This window comes from Phycisphaerae bacterium (assembly GCA_018003015.1).
Lineage (GTDB): Bacteria > Planctomycetota > Phycisphaerae > UBA1845 > PWPN01 > JAGNEZ01.
Window position 1 is genome coordinate 1 of the sequence record JAGNEZ010000021.1, and the last position, 16,658, is coordinate 16,658.

The 16,658-nt window shown below is 64.3% G+C and carries 13 protein-coding genes; 4 read left to right on the top strand and 9 right to left on the bottom strand.

From position 1 onward, the window contains the following. Positions 1-207: 207 nt before the first annotated feature. The 4 genes from KA354_11225 to KA354_11240 all read right to left on the bottom strand — a co-directional run bounded on the left by KA354_11225 (position 208) and on the right by KA354_11240 (position 4,691). Entirely contained in the window at positions 208-345 is a 138-nt protein-coding gene (locus KA354_11225; GenBank protein ID MBP7935208.1) for a hypothetical protein, read from the bottom strand. 412 nt (positions 346-757) lie between these two features. Further along, entirely contained in the window at positions 758-1,777 is a 1,020-nt protein-coding gene (locus KA354_11230) for a substrate-binding domain-containing protein (protein MBP7935209.1), read from the bottom strand. Positions 1,778-1,842: 65 nt separating this feature from the next. Then, entirely contained in the window at positions 1,843-3,675 is a 1,833-nt protein-coding gene (locus KA354_11235; protein MBP7935210.1) for a sodium:solute symporter, read from the bottom strand. Positions 3,676-3,866: 191 nt separating this feature from the next. Next, entirely contained in the window at positions 3,867-4,691 is an 825-nt protein-coding gene (locus KA354_11240; GenBank protein MBP7935211.1) for a pyrroline-5-carboxylate reductase, read from the bottom strand. Positions 4,692-5,079: 388 nt separating this feature from the next. On the opposite strand from KA354_11240, the gene KA354_11245 reads away from it, so the two are divergent. Further along, complete coding sequence (locus KA354_11245; protein ID MBP7935212.1) at positions 5,080-6,063, top strand: ROK family protein; 984 nt, start codon at positions 5,080-5,082, stop codon at positions 6,061-6,063. A 46-nt stretch (positions 6,064-6,109) separates the two neighbouring features. On the opposite strand, the gene KA354_11250 is transcribed toward KA354_11245, so the two are convergent. From KA354_11250 to KA354_11260, 3 genes are read right to left on the bottom strand one after another with little or no spacing between them, the layout of a single operon-like run. Further along, positions 6,110-7,456, bottom strand: coding sequence for a hypothetical protein (locus KA354_11250; GenBank protein ID MBP7935213.1), 1,347 nt, complete (start codon positions 7,454-7,456; stop codon positions 6,110-6,112). Beyond that, positions 7,453-8,595 carry a hypothetical protein gene (locus tag KA354_11255; protein ID MBP7935214.1) on the bottom strand — a complete coding sequence of 381 codons (1,143 nt, stop codon included), beginning with the start codon at positions 8,593-8,595 and terminating at the stop codon, positions 7,453-7,455. The genes KA354_11250 and KA354_11255 overlap by 4 nt, the downstream gene beginning before the upstream one ends. A gap of 50 nt (positions 8,596-8,645) precedes the next feature. Continuing rightward, complete coding sequence (locus tag KA354_11260) at positions 8,646-10,364, bottom strand: hypothetical protein (protein ID MBP7935215.1); 1,719 nt, start codon at positions 10,362-10,364, stop codon at positions 8,646-8,648. Between the two features lie 302 nt (positions 10,365-10,666). Here KA354_11260 and KA354_11265 point away from each other — a divergent pair, with 302 nt between their 5' ends. Further along, positions 10,667-12,061: an acyltransferase gene (locus tag KA354_11265; protein MBP7935216.1), complete on the top strand. Its 1,395-nt coding sequence runs from the start codon at positions 10,667-10,669 to the stop codon at positions 12,059-12,061. Between the two features lie 114 nt (positions 12,062-12,175). Here the strand turns inward: KA354_11265 and pgeF are convergent, their stop codons facing one another. Then, positions 12,176-12,955, bottom strand: coding sequence for a peptidoglycan editing factor PgeF (gene pgeF / locus KA354_11270; protein ID MBP7935217.1), 780 nt, complete (start codon positions 12,953-12,955; stop codon positions 12,176-12,178). Between the two features lie 3 nt (positions 12,956-12,958). Next, positions 12,959-14,020: an alcohol dehydrogenase catalytic domain-containing protein gene (locus tag KA354_11275; protein MBP7935218.1), complete on the bottom strand. Its 1,062-nt coding sequence runs from the start codon at positions 14,018-14,020 to the stop codon at positions 12,959-12,961. A gap of 24 nt (positions 14,021-14,044) precedes the next feature. Between KA354_11275 and trpA the strand changes: the two genes are divergently transcribed. Both trpA and KA354_11285 read left to right on the top strand, forming a co-directional pair. Then, a complete protein-coding gene (trpA, locus tag KA354_11280; protein MBP7935219.1) occupies positions 14,045-14,872 on the top strand; it encodes a tryptophan synthase subunit alpha in 828 nt (275 codons plus the stop codon). 300 nt (positions 14,873-15,172) lie between these two features. Continuing rightward, positions 15,173-16,501 carry a ferric reductase-like transmembrane domain-containing protein gene (locus KA354_11285; GenBank protein ID MBP7935220.1) on the top strand — a complete coding sequence of 443 codons (1,329 nt, stop codon included), beginning with the start codon at positions 15,173-15,175 and terminating at the stop codon, positions 16,499-16,501. The last annotated feature ends 157 nt before the right edge of the window (positions 16,502-16,658 follow it).

Below are 16,658 nucleotides of genomic sequence, written 5' to 3' on the forward strand. Positions count from 1 at the left end.
GGGCGGGGGGGGGCGGGGGGGGGGGGGGGGGGGGTGGGTGGGGGGGGGGTCGGTTGGGCGGTGGGGGGGGGGGTTCTTGTGGGGGGTCCGGTGGCGTTTCGGGGTGTTGGGGGGGTATTCGAGCGGCGGGATGGGCGCAAAGAAACAGCCGGGGAGGTGGTGGTGTCCATGTTTTGGACAGCACCATCGTCCCCGGCTGCGAGGTGGTCAGTTGAAGGGCCCGATGTTGAACAGGTCACCGATTCCGATGATGTGGACAGCCACATCGTGGATCGTCTTGAGGTTGCAGCCGAACTGGCACATCGAGACAAACGCTGCCACCGCCACCAACAATGCCTTCTTCATGTAGGACTCCTTTCGTTCGTACCTTATTGACATGAGCCGCTGATAACCGCCTATCGGCGTGCTCATGACCACGATCTGATGGGGCCGCAAGGTAAGCATCATGGTCATGCTTGTCAATAGGGTGGTGACATCTTTTCGCCGGTCTATCCTGTTTGGCGTTACTCGGCGGGGTGGTTGTGGGGTGCCCGGATGGTGTAGAGGGTTTGGTCGTGTGGTGTGCTGCTGGGCCATGGTGTCGGGTGTGGAGGGTGGTTAAGGGGCGTGTTCGAGCTCGCAGGGCTCTGCTGGTGTTCCCGGCTCTCGGTCTGGCGGCGGGGCGGTCCGGCGTTTGTGGGTTTTAGGGTGGTGTGGTTGGCCTGGGCCGGGGCGATCCGGTGGATGGGTGAGGGTGAGGATCGGCGGTCTGGGGTATTCACTTACCCAGGGGGTAGAGCAGTCTCTGGATCTCGGGTGTCTCCAGGTTGTCTGGTGTTGCGAGGGTGGCCCCGGTATCGACGTTCTGCTGGACGGTCTTGCCTTCGAGGTAGTCGATTGCGGACTTAACGCCGAGGTAGCCCATCTTGTAGGGATCCTGGAGGACGATGCCCATGAGTTTGCGGTCCTTGAGGCCGGCGATGAGTCGGGGCTGGGAGTCGAAGCCGACGAATTGGATCTTGCCTGCGAGTTGGCGGGCCTCCAAGGCGATGAGCATGCCGGCGGTCGTGGTTTCGTTCGGGCAGAAGACGCCCTGGAACTTGTCCATGTGGGCGGTGATCATGTTTTCGGCCGCCCGTTTGGCCCCGGTGACGTCTGAGCCGGCGTACTGGGGCGGGTCGATGATAGCCACGCCGGGGGACTCCTTGCTCATCGTGTTCAAGAATCCGTCCTCGCGATGTCGCGTACTGGCGGAGCTTTCCGCGTAGCGTAGGACCATGACGGCTCCTTGGTTCTGCATGAGTTCGCCCATTCGCTTGCCGGCGAGTACGCCGGCCTTGTAGTTATCGGTTCCGACGTAGGCGATGAAATCCTTGCCGACCTGGGCGGCCAGGGGCGAGTCGGCGATGACCACGGGGATCTTGGCCTGTCCGGCGAGGCGGACGGGGGCGACGAGGGCCTGATCGCTGAGGGGGGCGAGCACGATGGCGTCCACCCTGGTGCTCACGAAGTTCTGCACCAGGCTGATCTGGGTCTGGGTGTCGTCCTCCTTGGCCGACGACTTGTAATCGATTTCGACGTTTCCGATTTCGGCGGCGGCCTTGCGGGCCCCGGCCTCCATGGCCTTCCAGAATTCATGGGTCATGCCCTTGGGGATGACCGCGATGTGGCGGTTGGCGGTGTGGGCGGTGGGCGAGGCCGGGGCGGACTGGGCTCCGGGCGCGGGCGAGCGCTCCTTGCAGCCGGGCGAGAAGGACAATGCGGTGATGGTCAACGCAGCGGGCAACAAGTGTTTCATGGTGGACTCCACTCGAACGGTACGGCCGCGGGGTTTCTGGTCGCGGGCCGGGCTGGCGGTTGTTCCTATCTGAAAATGATGTACAGGGCAACCATGATCACGAACAGGATAGTGGCCAGGACGCGGTAGTTACCGAGTCCCGGCCAGGCTTCGCCGCGCAGGGCGGCCAGTGGGCTACTCCAGCAGAGGGCGTCCTTTTCTGCGGATGGCGGGTCGGGTCGCCCGAGTGACGCCACCACCATGACTGCGGAGCAGGCGATGAACAGGTAGAAGGCCGCCATCATGAATGGTACTTTCCAGGTGATGTAGGGGGTGAGCCAGGCGGCGTGCTTGTTCCAGTCCAGGAAGAAGACCAGGATGCCCATTGCCGATCCGGCCACGAGGGTGATGAACGCGCCGGATGCCGAGGCTCGGCGCCAGAACACGCCCAGGACGAAGACAGCGGTGATGGGTGGGGCGATGTAGGAGATGAGGGTGTTGACTCCCTGGTAGATGCTCTCGTAGTGCTGGAGGGCGGGTGTCCAGAGGATGGAGATGATCATGGCCACGAGGGTGACTCCCTGGCCGATGCGGACCAGGGTTCGGTCGGGGACGTTGGGGCGGAGCTGTTTGTAGATGTCGTAGCAGAACAGGGTGGCGATGGAGTTAAGGGCTCCGGAGACGGTGCTCATGAGGGCGGCCAGCAGGGCGGCGGCGACCACGCCTTTGAGGCCGACGGGGAGCAGTTCCATGATCATGTGGGCGTAGACATCGTCGGATCGAACGCGGGCCAGTTTCTTGTGGACCAGTTGGTTGGTGGTCTGGACCACGGTGGTGTTCTGGAGCCCGGTTTCCTTGGCGATTTCATCGACGCGGGCGCGTGATTCACTCCCCGTTCCCCGGGCCAGGAGAGCGTCGTAGACCTTCTGCTCGACCTCGGGGAGGTCGTTGGCCGCTCCCGGTTTTGGCTCGGTTGCCTTGATGGCCAGCGGTGACATTTTGCCCTGGTTGACGAGGGCGAGGGCGATTGTGCCGGGCATCACGAAGATGAAGACGGGGAGGATTTTGATAAAGCCGGTGAACAGTGGTCCGACGCGGGCGTGGTTTTCGCTCTTGGCTCCGAGCACGCGCTGGACGATGGTCTGGTCGGCGCACCAGTACCACAGGCCGATGACCGGGTAGCCCAGGAATACCGAGTACCAGGGCAGGTTGGCGGGATCGTCTGCGGATCGCAGCATGGTCAGCTTGACCGGCTCGACGTGGGCGGCCATGCCCGACCACCCGCCGACCTCGTGCAGGCCGAACAGGGTGATGCAGATGGCCCCGGCGAGGAGGATGATCGTCTGGATGGACTCGGTCAGCACGACGGCCAGCAAGCCGCCGACGATGGTGTAGAGGCCGGTCAGCACGGACACGCCGATGATGCTGGTGTACAGATCGATGCCGAACATGCCTCGGAGGACGACGGCCCCGGTGTAGAGCGAGAAACCGATGTGTATGAAGATCGCGGAGACGATCGAGAGGACGGCCAGCCAGTTGCGGCTTGCCCGGCTGTAGCGTTTTTCCAGGAAGTCGGGCAGGGTGGTGACCTTGGAGCGGATGTAGAACGGGACGAAGAACAGTGAGAGGGCGATGAGGGTGAAGGGAGCCATCCACTCGAAGTTACCGCAGGCCAGGCCGTTCATGTAGCCTTCCTGGGCCTGGCTGACGAGGTGGATGGTCGAGATGTTGGTTGAGAACAGGGCCAAGCCGATCATCGGCCAAGTCAGGGTTCCCCCCGCCAGGAAGTAGTCCTTTCCGCCCTGAGAGGACTTTCGCTGCCGGTGACCCGCCAGGCAGCCGATGGTGATGACGATCACGAAATAGGCGATGATGATTGTGAGGTCGAGTCCTTCGATTCGAAGCTGCATTGCGAGCATGGGTTATCCTTGGGTAAGGGCCAGTGATCAGTGGTCAGCGATCGGCGATCAGCAAGTGTTGCGTGGTCATGAGGCCGCACGATCCGCTAGTTTGTGTGAAACACTTCCTCGATTTCATGCCACCATTCGCCCGGTTTGCGTATTGGCACCGGTGTCTGGAGCGGGTCAGTCTGTTTTTGTATTTTCCATTCTCAGCCTTCTCTTCCCAGTTCCTGTCCTCGTTGACAGGCTGCGCGCACGGCGTCGTGGATGGCTTCGGGTACGCCTGCTCTCTCCAAGTGTTCCAGGGCAGCGAAGGTCGTACCGCCCTTGCTGGTCACCTTGCGGCGGAGCTCGGCGGGCGGTTCGCCGGTCTCGATCATCATTCGGGCCGCGCCGAGGCAGGCGTATTCGGCGAGTCTGAGGGCGTCGGTCTGGTTCAATCCGCAGGATACGCCGCCGGCGGCCATGGCCTCGACAAACGCGTAGAAATAGGCTGGCCCGGAGCCGGAGACGGCCGTCAGCGCATCCATGAGTGACTCATCCGAGAGTACCACGGTTGCGCCGCCGGCATCGAAGATGGCCCGGGTTTCGGCGAGATCCTGCTCGGTGGCCTGCTCACCGGGGCACAGTCCGGCGATGCCGGCTCCGACCTTGATGGCCAAGTTGGGCATGACCCGCACGATCCTGGGTATGGTTCCGGGAAATGCCGCTGCGATCCGGCGGGTACTGATACCGGCCATAATGCTGATCAGGAGTTGCTCGCCGCGGACCAGGTCGCGGATCGCCTCGGCGGCCTCGTTGAAGCCCTGGGGTTTGACTGCCAGGACGATGCGCCGGCACTCGGCCGTCACCCGGCGGTTGTCTCCGGTGGCGGGGACGCCGAACTGCCGCTGGAAGAACTCGCGGCGTGCGGGCAGGGGGTCGGCCACGATCAGTTGCTCGGGAGGATAGAGCTTCGTGCCGACGACGGCGGCGACGATACCTTCGGCCATGTTTCCCGCGCCGAGGAAACCTAACTCGAACTGGTGGGCCATGGGTCGCACCTCTCGAACGGGCTCGGGAGATCGTGTTTCGGGCGTCGACATTCTAATCGCCGAGGGGGGACTCCTCAATCGGCTTGTGGCACCCGGGCGGTCTCACTCTGTCGGACGGCGGGCTCGGGCGTTTCCTCCTCGTCCACCGCGGGTTTGGGTGGGGTCCGAGGGGTGTCCGGTTGCGTGGGTGGGTTTCGCGGTCGGTTGACGTGCTTGTCTGTCGGCCGGTGCGGCGGGGAGAGGAGTGGTGGTGTTGCGACGGTGGTTGAGCATCAGTACGCTAGCCGCGCGGCTCGGATCTGCGGCAGGTGTTGTCGCGTGTTTTTCAGCTGGCTGTCCGGACTGGTTGCCGGGCGGCGTGGCCCCGTAGTCGAGGGGAGGCTGGTGCATGGGGCGGCTATTCGTGGGTGTCGAGATCGGAGGTACGAAGACCCAGGTTGCGCTGGGCAACGACCAGGGTGAGATTCTCCATCTGGTGCAAGAGGAGGTTGTCCTTGCGGAAGGCGCGGCGGGCATTCTGCGGTGGGTCGGCGGGCAGATCGATGGCCTGATCGAACGAGCGCAGGGTTTTGGTGGGCGGGTGGCGGGGATATGCGTCGGTTTTGGCGGGTTCATTGAGTCTTCGACCGGGCGCATTCTGACCAGCGTGCAGGTTCAGGGCTGGAAGGACATGATGCTCAAGCAGTGGTTTGAGGATCGGTCTGGATTGCCCACCATTATCCTCAACGACACGGTAGCCGGCGGGTACGGCGAGTATCATCTGGGCAGCGGCCGTGGGGTGCGGCAGTTCTTTTACACTAATATTGGCAGCGGGATTGGGGGGGTGTTCGTGTTCAACGGGCAGTGTTTTGACGGGCAGGGTTACGGCGGGGCCTACTTTGGGCACACTTACCTTCCGGACTGGACGGCCGGCGTTCCGGGCGTTCCGCGGAAGGTTGAGGATTTGTGCAGCGGCTGGGCGATCGAGCGGCGGCTGCGCAGCCCCGGCTATGTGCCCGGGGAATCGGCACTGATGGTGTCTTGCGGCGAGGACGTCAGCCGGATCACCTGCCAGGCGCTCGGGGCTGCGGCGACGGCCGGTGACGCTTTTGCCCTGGCGGAGATCGATCGCATCGCTCACTCGTTCTCGATCGGCCTGGCCAACGTACTGACGCTCATCAGTGCCGAGCGGGTCAGTATCGGCGGTGGTGTGGGCAAGCTGGGCGAGATTCTGCTCGGGCCCATCCGCCGCTACACGGACGAATACGTGCTCATCACGAACAAGGGCCGCTACGACATCGTATCCTGCGTGTTCGGTGATGCGGCCGTGCTGGTTGGTGCGGTCCTATATGCGGCGTACCAGCTGGCGTCGGGCAGTTCGTCGCGGTCTTGAGAGCCGGACGAGTTGCGTGCTGGTCGGTCGTACCGTTGTTGTGGGGTCAGCGTTCATGGGCTGCGGGGGGCGACTCGCGTCTGCCCGTCTCGTTCCACACCTTGAGCCAGTCCTCGTACAACGGGCGCATCATCGGCACCGGCCAGTTGAGTTCGGCGGCCGGACCCCAGTAGAAGCTGATCCAGCCGGACGCTCGCGGCCTGGTTGCGGTCAGCATTGTGTCGAGGGTCTGCTGGAATGTGATTCCCTGGGGTACCACCATAGGGTAGAACTCCTCGATCACTACCGGTTTGCGGTCGGGCACCTCGGCGATGCGCCGCCGCCATCGATCGCGGTTGAGGGCCAAGAAGTCCTGGCCGGCGGGTACGCGCTCGGGGTACAAATGGAAGGAGTGGAAGTCGACCGTGCGGGCGAAGGCTGGCGGGTTGAGTGCCCCGACGGTAATGAGATGTCCGGGGTCCTCGGCCCGGATCGCGTTCGCGAGCCGGTCCGCCCAGGTTGCCATCAGCTCCGCGTGCAGGCCGAAGTACTCGCCGTAGCGTGGGTCCTTCGGATCCTGTTTGGGGATAGCGATGGCCGTCCATGATTCTCCCGGCCGGGGGTAATCCGGCCAATGGCGGCGGAGGGCGGCCTGGTTGGCGAACCGTTTGTGGATGTACTGTGTCCACTGCATGCCCATCTGCCGGCAGAGGTAGTGCACATAGCAGAACTTCTGTCCGCCGGACATGTCGAAGCAGCCGATGACCCACAACTGGGTGTCGTTCCAGGGGACAGCCGGCTCGTTCTGCAGGTCGTAGGCGAAGATGGTCGGCTCGCCGCGGCACTGCCGAGCGACGGTTCGCCAGAAGGTGATCTGGGTGATCTTCATGGTGGCGTCGTCGGCCTTCTGGAGCCAGGCGGGCGCCGTGTCTGGGCGCAGATTGGCCAGCCCGACGAGGATCAGCCGCATGCCGCCGCGCCGGGTGGCGTCGAGCAGCAGACTCAGTTTTCGCAGACCCTCGGGGCTGGGCTGTTCGGGGCCGTCCAGGATGTCCGCGGTGGCCACGAACACGCGGGCCACGTTGCCGCCCATTGCCCGCATGGTTGCCAGATCACGGGCGACCTTTTGCGGCTGTTCGCGGAGGACGTCCTCGAGCAAGAGATCACGCCCGTTGACGACGGTCCGGTCGTAGTTGTATCCCCAGGGGACGAACGGTCGGCTCGCTGATTGCCGGTTGTCCTGGCCCGCGTGAGCCAGCAGGAATCGGCCTTCCTTGATGATCACGTCATCTTGGTCGGGGTGGTCATGGCCGGCCTGGAGGGTGGTGGTGGAGCAGCCACAGAGGGCCCAGAGACCGATGATCAGCCATGGCGTGCCTGTGGGCGTCGAGGGGGGGGAGTGGGGCGGGGTCATTGTGGTTTGTTCTCTGGGGCGGCCGGTGTGGTGCCGGTGTTCGTCCGCTGCCGGATTTGGTCGAGCATTCCCGAGGGGGTCAGGATGACGACTGCCCGGCGGGGCATAGCTCCCTGGTGGACGAGCCTTTGGCCGTCGTACAGGTACACGTTCGGCCTGTCCTCGTCGCGATAGAACTCGCCGGCCACGAGTATCCCGGTTCGGAGGCGGGCATAGGCCCGGGTGATACGCACATACAGATCCGGGACCGCGTGTCCGCGAGGGTCTTCCCAAGTATAGCTGGGTTCGATGGCGGTTTCTTCCTCGAAGTTGTTGTAGTCGGCGACGGTCACGAAGCGAGGCCGGGCTTTGAGCACTCGCAGCCACATACGAACATAGAGTTGGCCGCCCTCGCGCGGTTCCTCGAGTGGGTCCTTGCCTTGCCGGGCCACGAATCCGGGGAACCGATGGCCCGGCCAGATGCTCATGCACTCCTCGAGAACGGGTGCCGGCTCGTAGGAGCCCCAGCCCCAGGTCTGCCGTTGTTTCATGGTCGCGTGGTTGTCTCCGTTGTATGCCCATCGCACGGTGAATCGCGGGTCGTCCCAGTCGCCGGGCCCGTAGTTCTTGTCCGTATCGACCAGCAGGAGCGGTTTGCCATCGAGCTGGAAGTAGGACGGTCGCCTGGCCCAATGGCTGGCGTAGAAATCGGCCGCCCGCTGCTGACCGGTGCGGCCCTCGGCGCGCATCTCCCCGCCGCTGCCGATGCACATCGGGATCCGCTCGACTGGCGGTCTGGCGTCCATGAAGTCGAACCATGCCCGGATGTTGTCGTTGATTTGTCCGCCGTCGTTGCCGATGCAGTTGGTGTCGTCCAGGACCAGGAAGTCGACGCCCATATCGCGCAACTGGGCGTAGTGATCCGCGATCACCTTCGGGTCGCCGGCCGTGTACCAGCCGCGGGTGGGGAAGACGTGGCAATTGGCCCAATGGTGGTAGCGGTCGTCCTGGGTCCACCACACGGTGTACCACATACCGATGGCCGGCGTGATCTTCGTTTCTCCTGGAGATTGCGCGAGCGTCGGCTCGGTGCGGAGCGCCGTGGCTGCCAGGCAAATCAACCAGAGGGTCGAGCTCAAGCGAGGGGGGACAAGACGCACGATCGTGACTCCGTTCTTCGCTGGCCGCCAGGAGTGAGGGCGCCCGATTCCTACTCCCGGCGCTCGGGCGTATCCGACTCCTCGGGGGCCGAGGTCGGGGGTCGTATGGCCGGCTGCTTGGCGACCCAGTCCTTGAATCTGCGGATGGCCGCGCGGTTGCTTGATGGTCTCGCGGCCGGGACGTAGCCGAATCCGTCGCCGGAGAGTCGCCTCAGCGTTTCGAAGACCCTGCGGCGGTCCCAGTCGACATTGCTCTCCAGGAAATCGATGAGGGCTTCGAGTGATTCCCTGGTACCGATGCGTGACCATCGCAGGGCGGCCAGCACCCGCACGTAGTCGTCCTCGTCGGTCAGCAGCCGGCGGTACTCTTCATGTACGGCGGGTTTGTCGCCGAACTTGTACAGCATCTGGGCGGCCATGACCCGCACCGCCCGCGAGGAGTCGTTCCAGATTCCCTTGAGCAGTTTGAGGGCTTCCTCGTTGCGGCTCTTGGCCAATTCTGCCACGACGAGGGCTCGTTGTTCTCCCTCGGCATCGTCAAGCAGTTGCCGAGCGGCAGCCAGGATGGCGGCCTTGACCGACTCGTCCTTTTCCGATTTGAGCATGTCCATGAGGGGGATCATGAGGGTGCCGTCGCGGGTCTGGCCGAGAGCATCGAGTGCCATCTTTCGAATCCTTGCAGAGGGATCGAAGGTGGCCTCGAGCAGGAACGCGACGCGGAGCGGCTGCCGGCCGCGGAACCACTCCTGCACTGCCGCGAGGCGTTCCTCCTCTTCGGTCTTGCGGAGGGCCTCGCAGGCGGAGACGAAGAACGCGGTCTCATCGGTGCGGCCGACCGAGGCGTGCCAGACGGCTGTGCGGCTGATAGCCATGGTCGGCAGGGGTGTCGTGGTGGTGACGAAGACGATGCGCCAGGCGGGGTCGGGTGGTTCATCGAGGGGCACGCCGTCGTCGCGTACGGTCAGGTACTTGGGTTCCTGGCGGGCGAAGTAGTCCTGGCGGGGGTAGTTCAGCCGGTTGGTGGGGTCGACCGGGACCCAGCCGATGCCCTCGGCGTAGAATTCTGCCCAAGCGTGGGTTCGCCAATCGGTTGAAGGCTGCTCGTCCTGGCGGTTGACGTAGGCGGTCGTCAGCCGGGCGGGGATATCCACGGAGCGGCAGAGGGCGATGAAGGCGAAAGCCAGTTCGGTGCACGAGCCGGGCACGCCGGCCAGAACGGCGTCCGCCGGATCGTCCTTCAGGTCGATGTCGTAGTGGCAATGTCCGGCCATCCATTCATAGAACAGCCGGGCGCGGTCGACGTCGCGGGTTTTGCTGGCGGCGATCTTCTCCGCCAGGGGTTTGACCTTCGGCAAGCGCAAGGGCAGATCGTCGGCTACCAGGGCGGCGCGTACCAGGTCGTCGAGTGGCTCAATGCCGGCGGGCTTGCGGACCAGCGGGACGTTGGCGGGCTTCAGCCGGGCCCACGCGGCGAGGCGTACGGAGCGACATTGACCGGGAGGGATGGTTCCCAGGGGGACGACCACCACCTCTTGTCCCTCGGAGTCGGTCTGGGTATGGGCGGGTGCGGGGTCGATTTGCCAGTTCAGGACCTCCTGATACAGGTTTGAAGCAGGCAGGATGCAGTGGGCGGTCACGCTCTCCATCGGTGCGGAGCCCAGGTTGGCCACGCGGTGACTGACGAGGACCACCCGCGTACTGATCTGGGCGGAGACCGGTGCGACGAGGACGGCCAGGCATGGCAGCGATGCCAGAGTGAAGCGACTCATGGGCAGCGATCCTCCAGGCTGCAGGGACAGAGTGCGCGGCCCCGGCATTGTAGCAGGGAAGCAAGGAAAGCAGAAATGGTCGAGGCCGAGGGGGCGGGCATCATCGGCGAGCATCGCGGGTGATCCGGTGATTCGCGGTTTCGGGCTTCCCGACCTGGTCGATCGGTGCCGTTCTTCGATTTCCATGATCGCCCCAAGCTTTTGCCCGAGTTCCTGAACGCCATCCGAACGGACGATGGAGCCGCGATCTTGTCGCCCCGCGGCGTCGGGGCTAACATGCGGCTCATCGGAGCTGGTGCAGGGTGGCTCGGACCCTGCATTGCTGGCTGAACGGCCGGTGGGATTCCCGGGCTCCTCCGGATCTTGCTCGCAGTTACATGGCGATGCCCGACACAACCGCTGTTTCTGCTGCCGCTCGCCCCGGTCTTGGCCGCCGCCGGGACGTGGACATGGCCCGGGCCGTGGCCCAATTTGCCGTAGTCGTGTTCCACGTTCCCCAGTACTTTCATCGGTATCACGTGGATACGATGAACGCCAGCTTCGTTGACTGGGTGATGAGTGCGTGCTCATCGATGCACATTCCGACGTTCATGCTGATGGCCGGGTTCGCCGCGGGTATGAGCCGCGAGACGGTCGTTGACCTGGCCAGTTACATCCGATTTGCAGGCAGGAAGTTCTGTCGGTTGATGCTGCCCTTTCTCTCGGTTTCGCTTCTGACCCTTGTGATCAAGACGACGCTGTTGGGTGGGACCGCGGGCCGACTCACCTTCTGGCAGGGCTGCATGGCCACGGTGGACTCGGTCCTGGTTCCGCGCAGCGGAATCGCCGGGCATTTGTGGTTTCTCCATTGTCTGATGCTCATTTTCCTGATCTGGCCGCTGCTCCAGCGATCGATTCCTTCCCGCCGAACCAGCATGCTACTCGTGGTGCTGGCTGCCGCATCCCTGATTCCGATTCGCTGGCCGGTGGACGGTGAAGGCTGGTCGTGGTTTGGCCTGGCGGACGTGGTGACTTACCTGCCGATTTTCGCTCTGGGGTTCTGGTATCGCCGCGACGCCGCCGATGGATGGCGCCCGCGAGTCGGACACCTGGCTGCCGCGGCCGCCGTGTTCATTGCGGTGTTGTGCATTCTGGTCACACGACCGTGGCCCAGCCTGGACGGCGGGATGCCCAAGCGCGTGCTGACCCTTGTTGCTTTCACCTCGGGGGCATTGATGGTCTTCTGGGGGTGCGGCTTGCTTGACCGGCATGCGGAGCGTCCTGCGGCGGTATTGGCTCGAATCGGTTTTTACTCATACGACATCTACCTACTGCACGTCATCATGGTTGGCCACCCCTTGTCGCTGCTGGTCGGGCGGCTCCGGCCGGGCGTCCCGAGCGTGTATTTCTGGTTCGCAGCGGTCGTGCTGGCCACGATGCTGATACCCATGGTGATCGGGCGGATGATCCGCCGTTTTCCGCGGTTGGCTTTCATCGTGCTGGGCTTACCCGGCCGCGAAGCCGTGGGTCTGCCAGGCAAGGAGGGCGTGGGCGAGCTGGGTGGTCGTCCGGAGCCGGATTCCGTCTTGTCCCTGCCCGGGGGGGCGTTCGATTGGCAGAGTGTCTTGGGGAGGGCGGTCAGATCGAACTGGCTTTCCACCGGTTTCGCCTGGCGACGGCGCCGAGTTCGTCAAGTGGACCGTCGCGGGTCGACCTGAGTCAAAGCACTTCTTGCTTCTTGCCGAAGGCGAGTGGGCTTTTCGTCGCTGGATGGGCCTGTCTGGCGAGCTTGTCTCGCCTTGGGTGAGGATAGTCCATGCTGCTTGCCGGATTCAGCGGTCGCGCAGAGCCAGGAAGAGCGCGGAGCGGCCGGCCTCGGCGCCGTCGCGGCGGTGGCTCCAGAAGTGGTGGTCGCAGATCGAGCAGAGGCTGGCGATCTCGATGTTGTCCGGGTGCACGCCGGATGCGGTCAACTGGGCGTGGTTGGCGGACCAGAGATCGAACAGGAAGCGGTCGTTGCGCGGGGTGAAGAACGTGTTGGCGTGATCGAGCTTACCTTGGGCGATGCGGCGGACGTCGTGGCCCACCTCGTAGCAGCATGGGCCGGCGGACGGGCTGATGGCGGCCAGGAGTCGGGCGGGGTCGCAGTTGAAGAGCCGGGTCATCTGGGCAACGAGGTTGGCTGTGGCGTGCGCGACGGTGCCCTGCCAGCTGGCGTGGACTGCTCCGACCGCGTGGCGCCGGGGATCATAGACGCAGACGAGCGGGCAGTCGGCGGAGAGGAGGATTAACGGGACGCCCGGCTTGTCGCAGAGCAAGCCATCCACGTAGCGAACGGCCGTGCCCCGTCCATCGCGGCCCCGGCCGATGTCGGTGTTTTCGACGGCGACGACCTCGCCGCCGTGGACCTGTTCGGGCGAGGTGAGCCGGTCGTATTCCAGGCCGAGGATTTTGCAGACCCTCTGTCGCGCGTCGAGGGCGGCTTCGCGGTGGTTGCCGCGGTGGGGGGCGTAGTTTTGCGGTTTGGTGGTTATGGCGTGGGCGAGGCCGGTCTCGCGGGCGAGGCGGGGAAAGTGCAGCAGGGTGAGATCGCCGTGGGTTGTCTGAAGCATGGGCTATGACCCGATTTTGAGGAGGATCTTGATGGAGCGGGGATCGGCGGCCATCTCGAAGGCCTCGGCGCCGCGGTCGAGGGGCAGTTGCCGGGTGATCATGGAATCGACGTCGATTTCGCCGCGGGCGAGGGTAGCGATGGCGTCCGGGAAGGGGCCGCAGCGGCTGCCGAGGACGGTCAGTTCCTGGACGACGACGGGGGTGAGGTTGATCGGCGACTGCTGAGCGTAGGTGCTCTTGAGGACGATTGTGCCGCGCGGACGGAGCATGGCCAGGGCCAGGTCCAGGCCGGCGGGTGAGCCGCTGCATTCGACGATCACGTCACGGTCGGCACGAGGGGAGAGTTCGCGGACCGAGGTTCCGCGGATGCCCCGTTTTTCGCAGAAGTTCAGGGTGAGTTCGTTCCGCCCGACGATCTCGAGGTCGCAGCCAGTGGTCTTGAGCACCTGAGCGACGAGCAGGCCGAGCCGGCCGGAGCCGATCACCGCGACTCGCATTCGTTTCTCGATCCGGGACTGCTTGATGACCTGGAGGGCGGCCGCCAGCGGCTCGACGAAGACGGCCTGGGCGTCGCTGACTGAGGCTGGCACCTCGTGGAGATTACGTTCTGGAACCACGACCTGCTCGGCGAAGACGCCGTCGTGCCGATCGATGCCCAGTACGGTCCGGCGGCGGCAGTGATTGGCCAGGCCGCGCTGGCACATGTCGCACTTGCCGCAGATGCAGTTGATCTCGGCCACGACCCGCTTGCCGCGCCAGGCGCGGGAGCCCTTGATCACGGTGCCGACGAATTCGTGCCCGGGCACGCCGGTGAAGCCCATGTAGCCCTTGGCCAGTTCCAGGTCGGTGGCGCAGATGCCGGCCAGCCTGACGGCAACGAGGGCCTCGCCGTCGACCGGTTTGGGATCCGGATAGGCGGCTTCGTATCGAAGTGTGTCCTTGAGACAGAGGGCTCTCACGCGAGCGGGCCTCCTACTCTGTTCCCCCACCCTGGAGGCGTTCGGTATCAGTATCGACTCCGGGCGTTGATCGGTCAATCGCCCAGGATGCTGGATTAACCCCATTCCGGCGAGTATTCTGGCCGGACCATGAGTGAGTCATCGAATCGCATCGATCAGGCCTTCGCTCGGCTGGCAGCGGTCGGGAGGAAGGGCTTGTTACCCTACGTGACCGCCGGCCTGCCGGACCTCCACACCACTGAGCGGGTGCTCGAAGCTCTGGCGGATACGGGTGTTACAGCTGTCGAGCTCGGGTTTCCTTATTCCGACTCGATCGCGGACGGGCCGATCATCCAGTCGTCGTTCACCCGGGTTCTGGACACGGGCATCCGTGTGAAGGACATCCTGGAGATGGTCAAGCAGTTCCGGCGGCGTCGGGAGCTGCCGTTGCTGGCCATGTTGAGTTACTCGATCGTCTATCGGATTGGGCTGCAGCCGTTCCTGCGGATGGCGGCGGACGGTGGGATCGACGGCCTGATTGTGCCCGATCTGTCGCTGGAGGAGGCCCCGCAAGTGGCGGCCCGGATTGCCGAGGCTGGGCTGCGACTGTCCATGCTGGTTTCGCCGGCCTCGTCGCCGGACCGGAGGGAGCGGCTGGCCGAGCTATCGACGGGTTTTGTCTACTACATGTCGGTGACGGGCATCACCGGCGAGCGGGACCAGCTGCCGCCGGAGCTGGTTGCCAACGTCCGCGAGTTGAGGAAGTCCTCGGGCCGCCCGGTGGTTGTTGGCTTCGGCATCAGCAAGGCCGAGCAGGTCAGGCTGGTGTGCAGTGAGGCGGACGGTGCGATCATCGGCAGTGCTCTCGTGCGGCGGATGATGGAGGCTCAGGACTCGGGTGCGGGAACGGAGGGCATTGTCCAGACGGCCGCGATGGCGGTGAGGGAGTGGATGAGCGGATTGCCTGAGCCAAAGTGATGAGTCATGCGTACCGGCCGATGAGTAGGCGTGGTGCTGGACTGAGAGCATGGGGTGCAGAGTCAGGAGGCTACCTGCCGTCCGAGGCGATTTGCCCGGTCGGTGCTCAGTCCTTTTGCACGCGGGCCGATTTGGTGACTTCTCGTCCGCGGCGTGCGCGCCGTCCCGTCAGCCTCGTCGGGTGTGGTTTGGCTCCTTCACCGGCGCCGGGTTATCATCTTTCCGCGCCGGGCGGGGAGATCGGGCGCGACCACGACCGGTCTTGACGAAGATGGTTGTCACAGGGCGTGTTGAGCAGTCATGCGGATCAACTACGTCGTCCAAGGCGCTCTCTGGTTGACGCTGTACCTCATCTTGGCACTGGCCCCTCTGCTGATCGTCCTCGTCGGCGCTGCACAACCGAAGCGTGAGTTCATTCGAGAAGCCTCAGTTGCCCTTGGCTTTGTCGGGCTTGCCATGATGGGTTTGCAGTTTATCCTGACGGCCCGGTTCAAGTGGCTCAAAGCGCCGTACGGCAGCGATATCGTCTACAGCTTTCACCGTCAGATTTCCCTCATCGCCTTCGGCTTCATTCTCGCCCATCCCCTCCTGTTGACCCTGGTTGATCTTCCGGCGGTCCTCATCCGGTTCGACTTCATCAACCATCCTTTCTACCCGCGTTTTGGCTTCTACGCGGCCCTCGCAGTGACGATTCTGGTTGGAGCCTCGCTCTTTCGTCGGCCCCTGAGGATCGGCTACGACGGTTGGCGCCGGCTGCACGGCGTGCTTGCCTCGCTGGCCATTCTGTGCGGTGTTGTGCACGTCTTCGAGATCAACCACTACCTGCAGACTCCCTGGAAGCGCTTCTTTTGGCTGGGTTACACGCTGATGTGGCTATCGCTCACCTTGTGGGTGCGGCTGATCAAGCCATGGTTGGAGCTTGGCACGCCGTATGTTGTTGAGGGGCTGCGACCGGAACGCGGTGACGCCCACACTCTTGCGGTCGCTCCGCTCGGCCACCCGGGAATCCGGTTTCAGCCGGGGCAATTCGCCTGGGTTACCGTCGGGGACTCGCCGTTTTCGGACCGGGAGCACCCGTTCTCGTTTTCCGGGAGTGCCGAGCGTGCTCCCGGGCGTCTGGAGTTCACCATCAAGGCCCTGGGTGATTTCACCCGGCGCATCCGCGAGGTGCAGGTGGGGCAGCGGGTGTACGTTGACGGCCCCTTCGGCGTGTTAAGCGCCGACCGCCACGTGCGAGCCTACGGATTTGTATTCATCGCGGGCGGTATTGGCATCACGCCGATGATGAGCCACTTGCGGACGCTGGCCGATCGAGGTGATCGTCGGCCACTGGTGCTGATCTACGGCGGGCAGGACTACGATGGGTTGACATTTCGTGAGGAGATCGATGTGCTGGCGGCGAGGCTGAGGCTCAAGGTGGTTTACGTGCTTGCCAACCCGCCGGTCGGCTGGACGGGCGAGAAGGGTCTCCTGAGCCAGGAGCTTCTAGGCCGCCACATGCCGCGGGACGGGCGATACGAATACCTGATTTGCGGGCCGCCGACGATGATGGATGCGGTCGAGCGATCTCTCCGTCGGCTTGGCATTCCGATCGGGGACTACCATTCGGAGCGGTTTGACCTGGCGTAGTCGGAGGATGACGGAGGGTCCAGCGTGCGTCGGAGACTTTCTCTTCTGGCGGCGGCCCTGATGGGCGTTATTCTTCTGGCGGTGTCCGTGGTTTTTGCCGCATTGCGCAGCCAGTGAGACCACTGCGCCGACCAGCCAATCTGCCCGGCGGCGGAAC

What these genes read in the sequence shown, in the direction of transcription:
- KA354_11225 (MBP7935208.1), bottom strand. Translation starts at nt 345, where the DNA reads ATGAAGAAGGCATTGTTGGTGGCGGTGGCAGCGTTTGTCTCGATGTGC.
- KA354_11230 (MBP7935209.1), bottom strand. Translation starts at nt 1,777, where the DNA reads ATGAAACACTTGTTGCCCGCTGCGTTGACCATCACCGCATTGTCCTTC.
- KA354_11235 (MBP7935210.1), bottom strand. Translation starts at nt 3,675, where the DNA reads ATGCTCGCAATGCAGCTTCGAATCGAAGGACTCGACCTCACAATCATC.
- KA354_11240 (MBP7935211.1), bottom strand. Translation starts at nt 4,691, where the DNA reads ATGGCCCACCAGTTCGAGTTAGGTTTCCTCGGCGCGGGAAACATGGCC.
- KA354_11245 (MBP7935212.1), top strand. Translation starts at nt 5,080, where the DNA reads ATGGGGCGGCTATTCGTGGGTGTCGAGATCGGAGGTACGAAGACCCAG.
- KA354_11250 (MBP7935213.1), bottom strand. Translation starts at nt 7,456, where the DNA reads ATGACCCCGCCCCACTCCCCCCCCTCGACGCCCACAGGCACGCCATGG.
- KA354_11260 (MBP7935215.1), bottom strand. Translation starts at nt 10,364, where the DNA reads ATGAGTCGCTTCACTCTGGCATCGCTGCCATGCCTGGCCGTCCTCGTC.
- pgeF (MBP7935217.1), bottom strand. Translation starts at nt 12,955, where the DNA reads ATGCTTCAGACAACCCACGGCGATCTCACCCTGCTGCACTTTCCCCGC.
- KA354_11275 (MBP7935218.1), bottom strand. Translation starts at nt 14,020, where the DNA reads ATGGGGTTAATCCAGCATCCTGGGCGATTGACCGATCAACGCCCGGAG.
- trpA (MBP7935219.1), top strand. Translation starts at nt 14,045, where the DNA reads ATGAGTGAGTCATCGAATCGCATCGATCAGGCCTTCGCTCGGCTGGCA.
- KA354_11285 (MBP7935220.1), top strand. Translation starts at nt 15,173, where the DNA reads ATGCGGATCAACTACGTCGTCCAAGGCGCTCTCTGGTTGACGCTGTAC.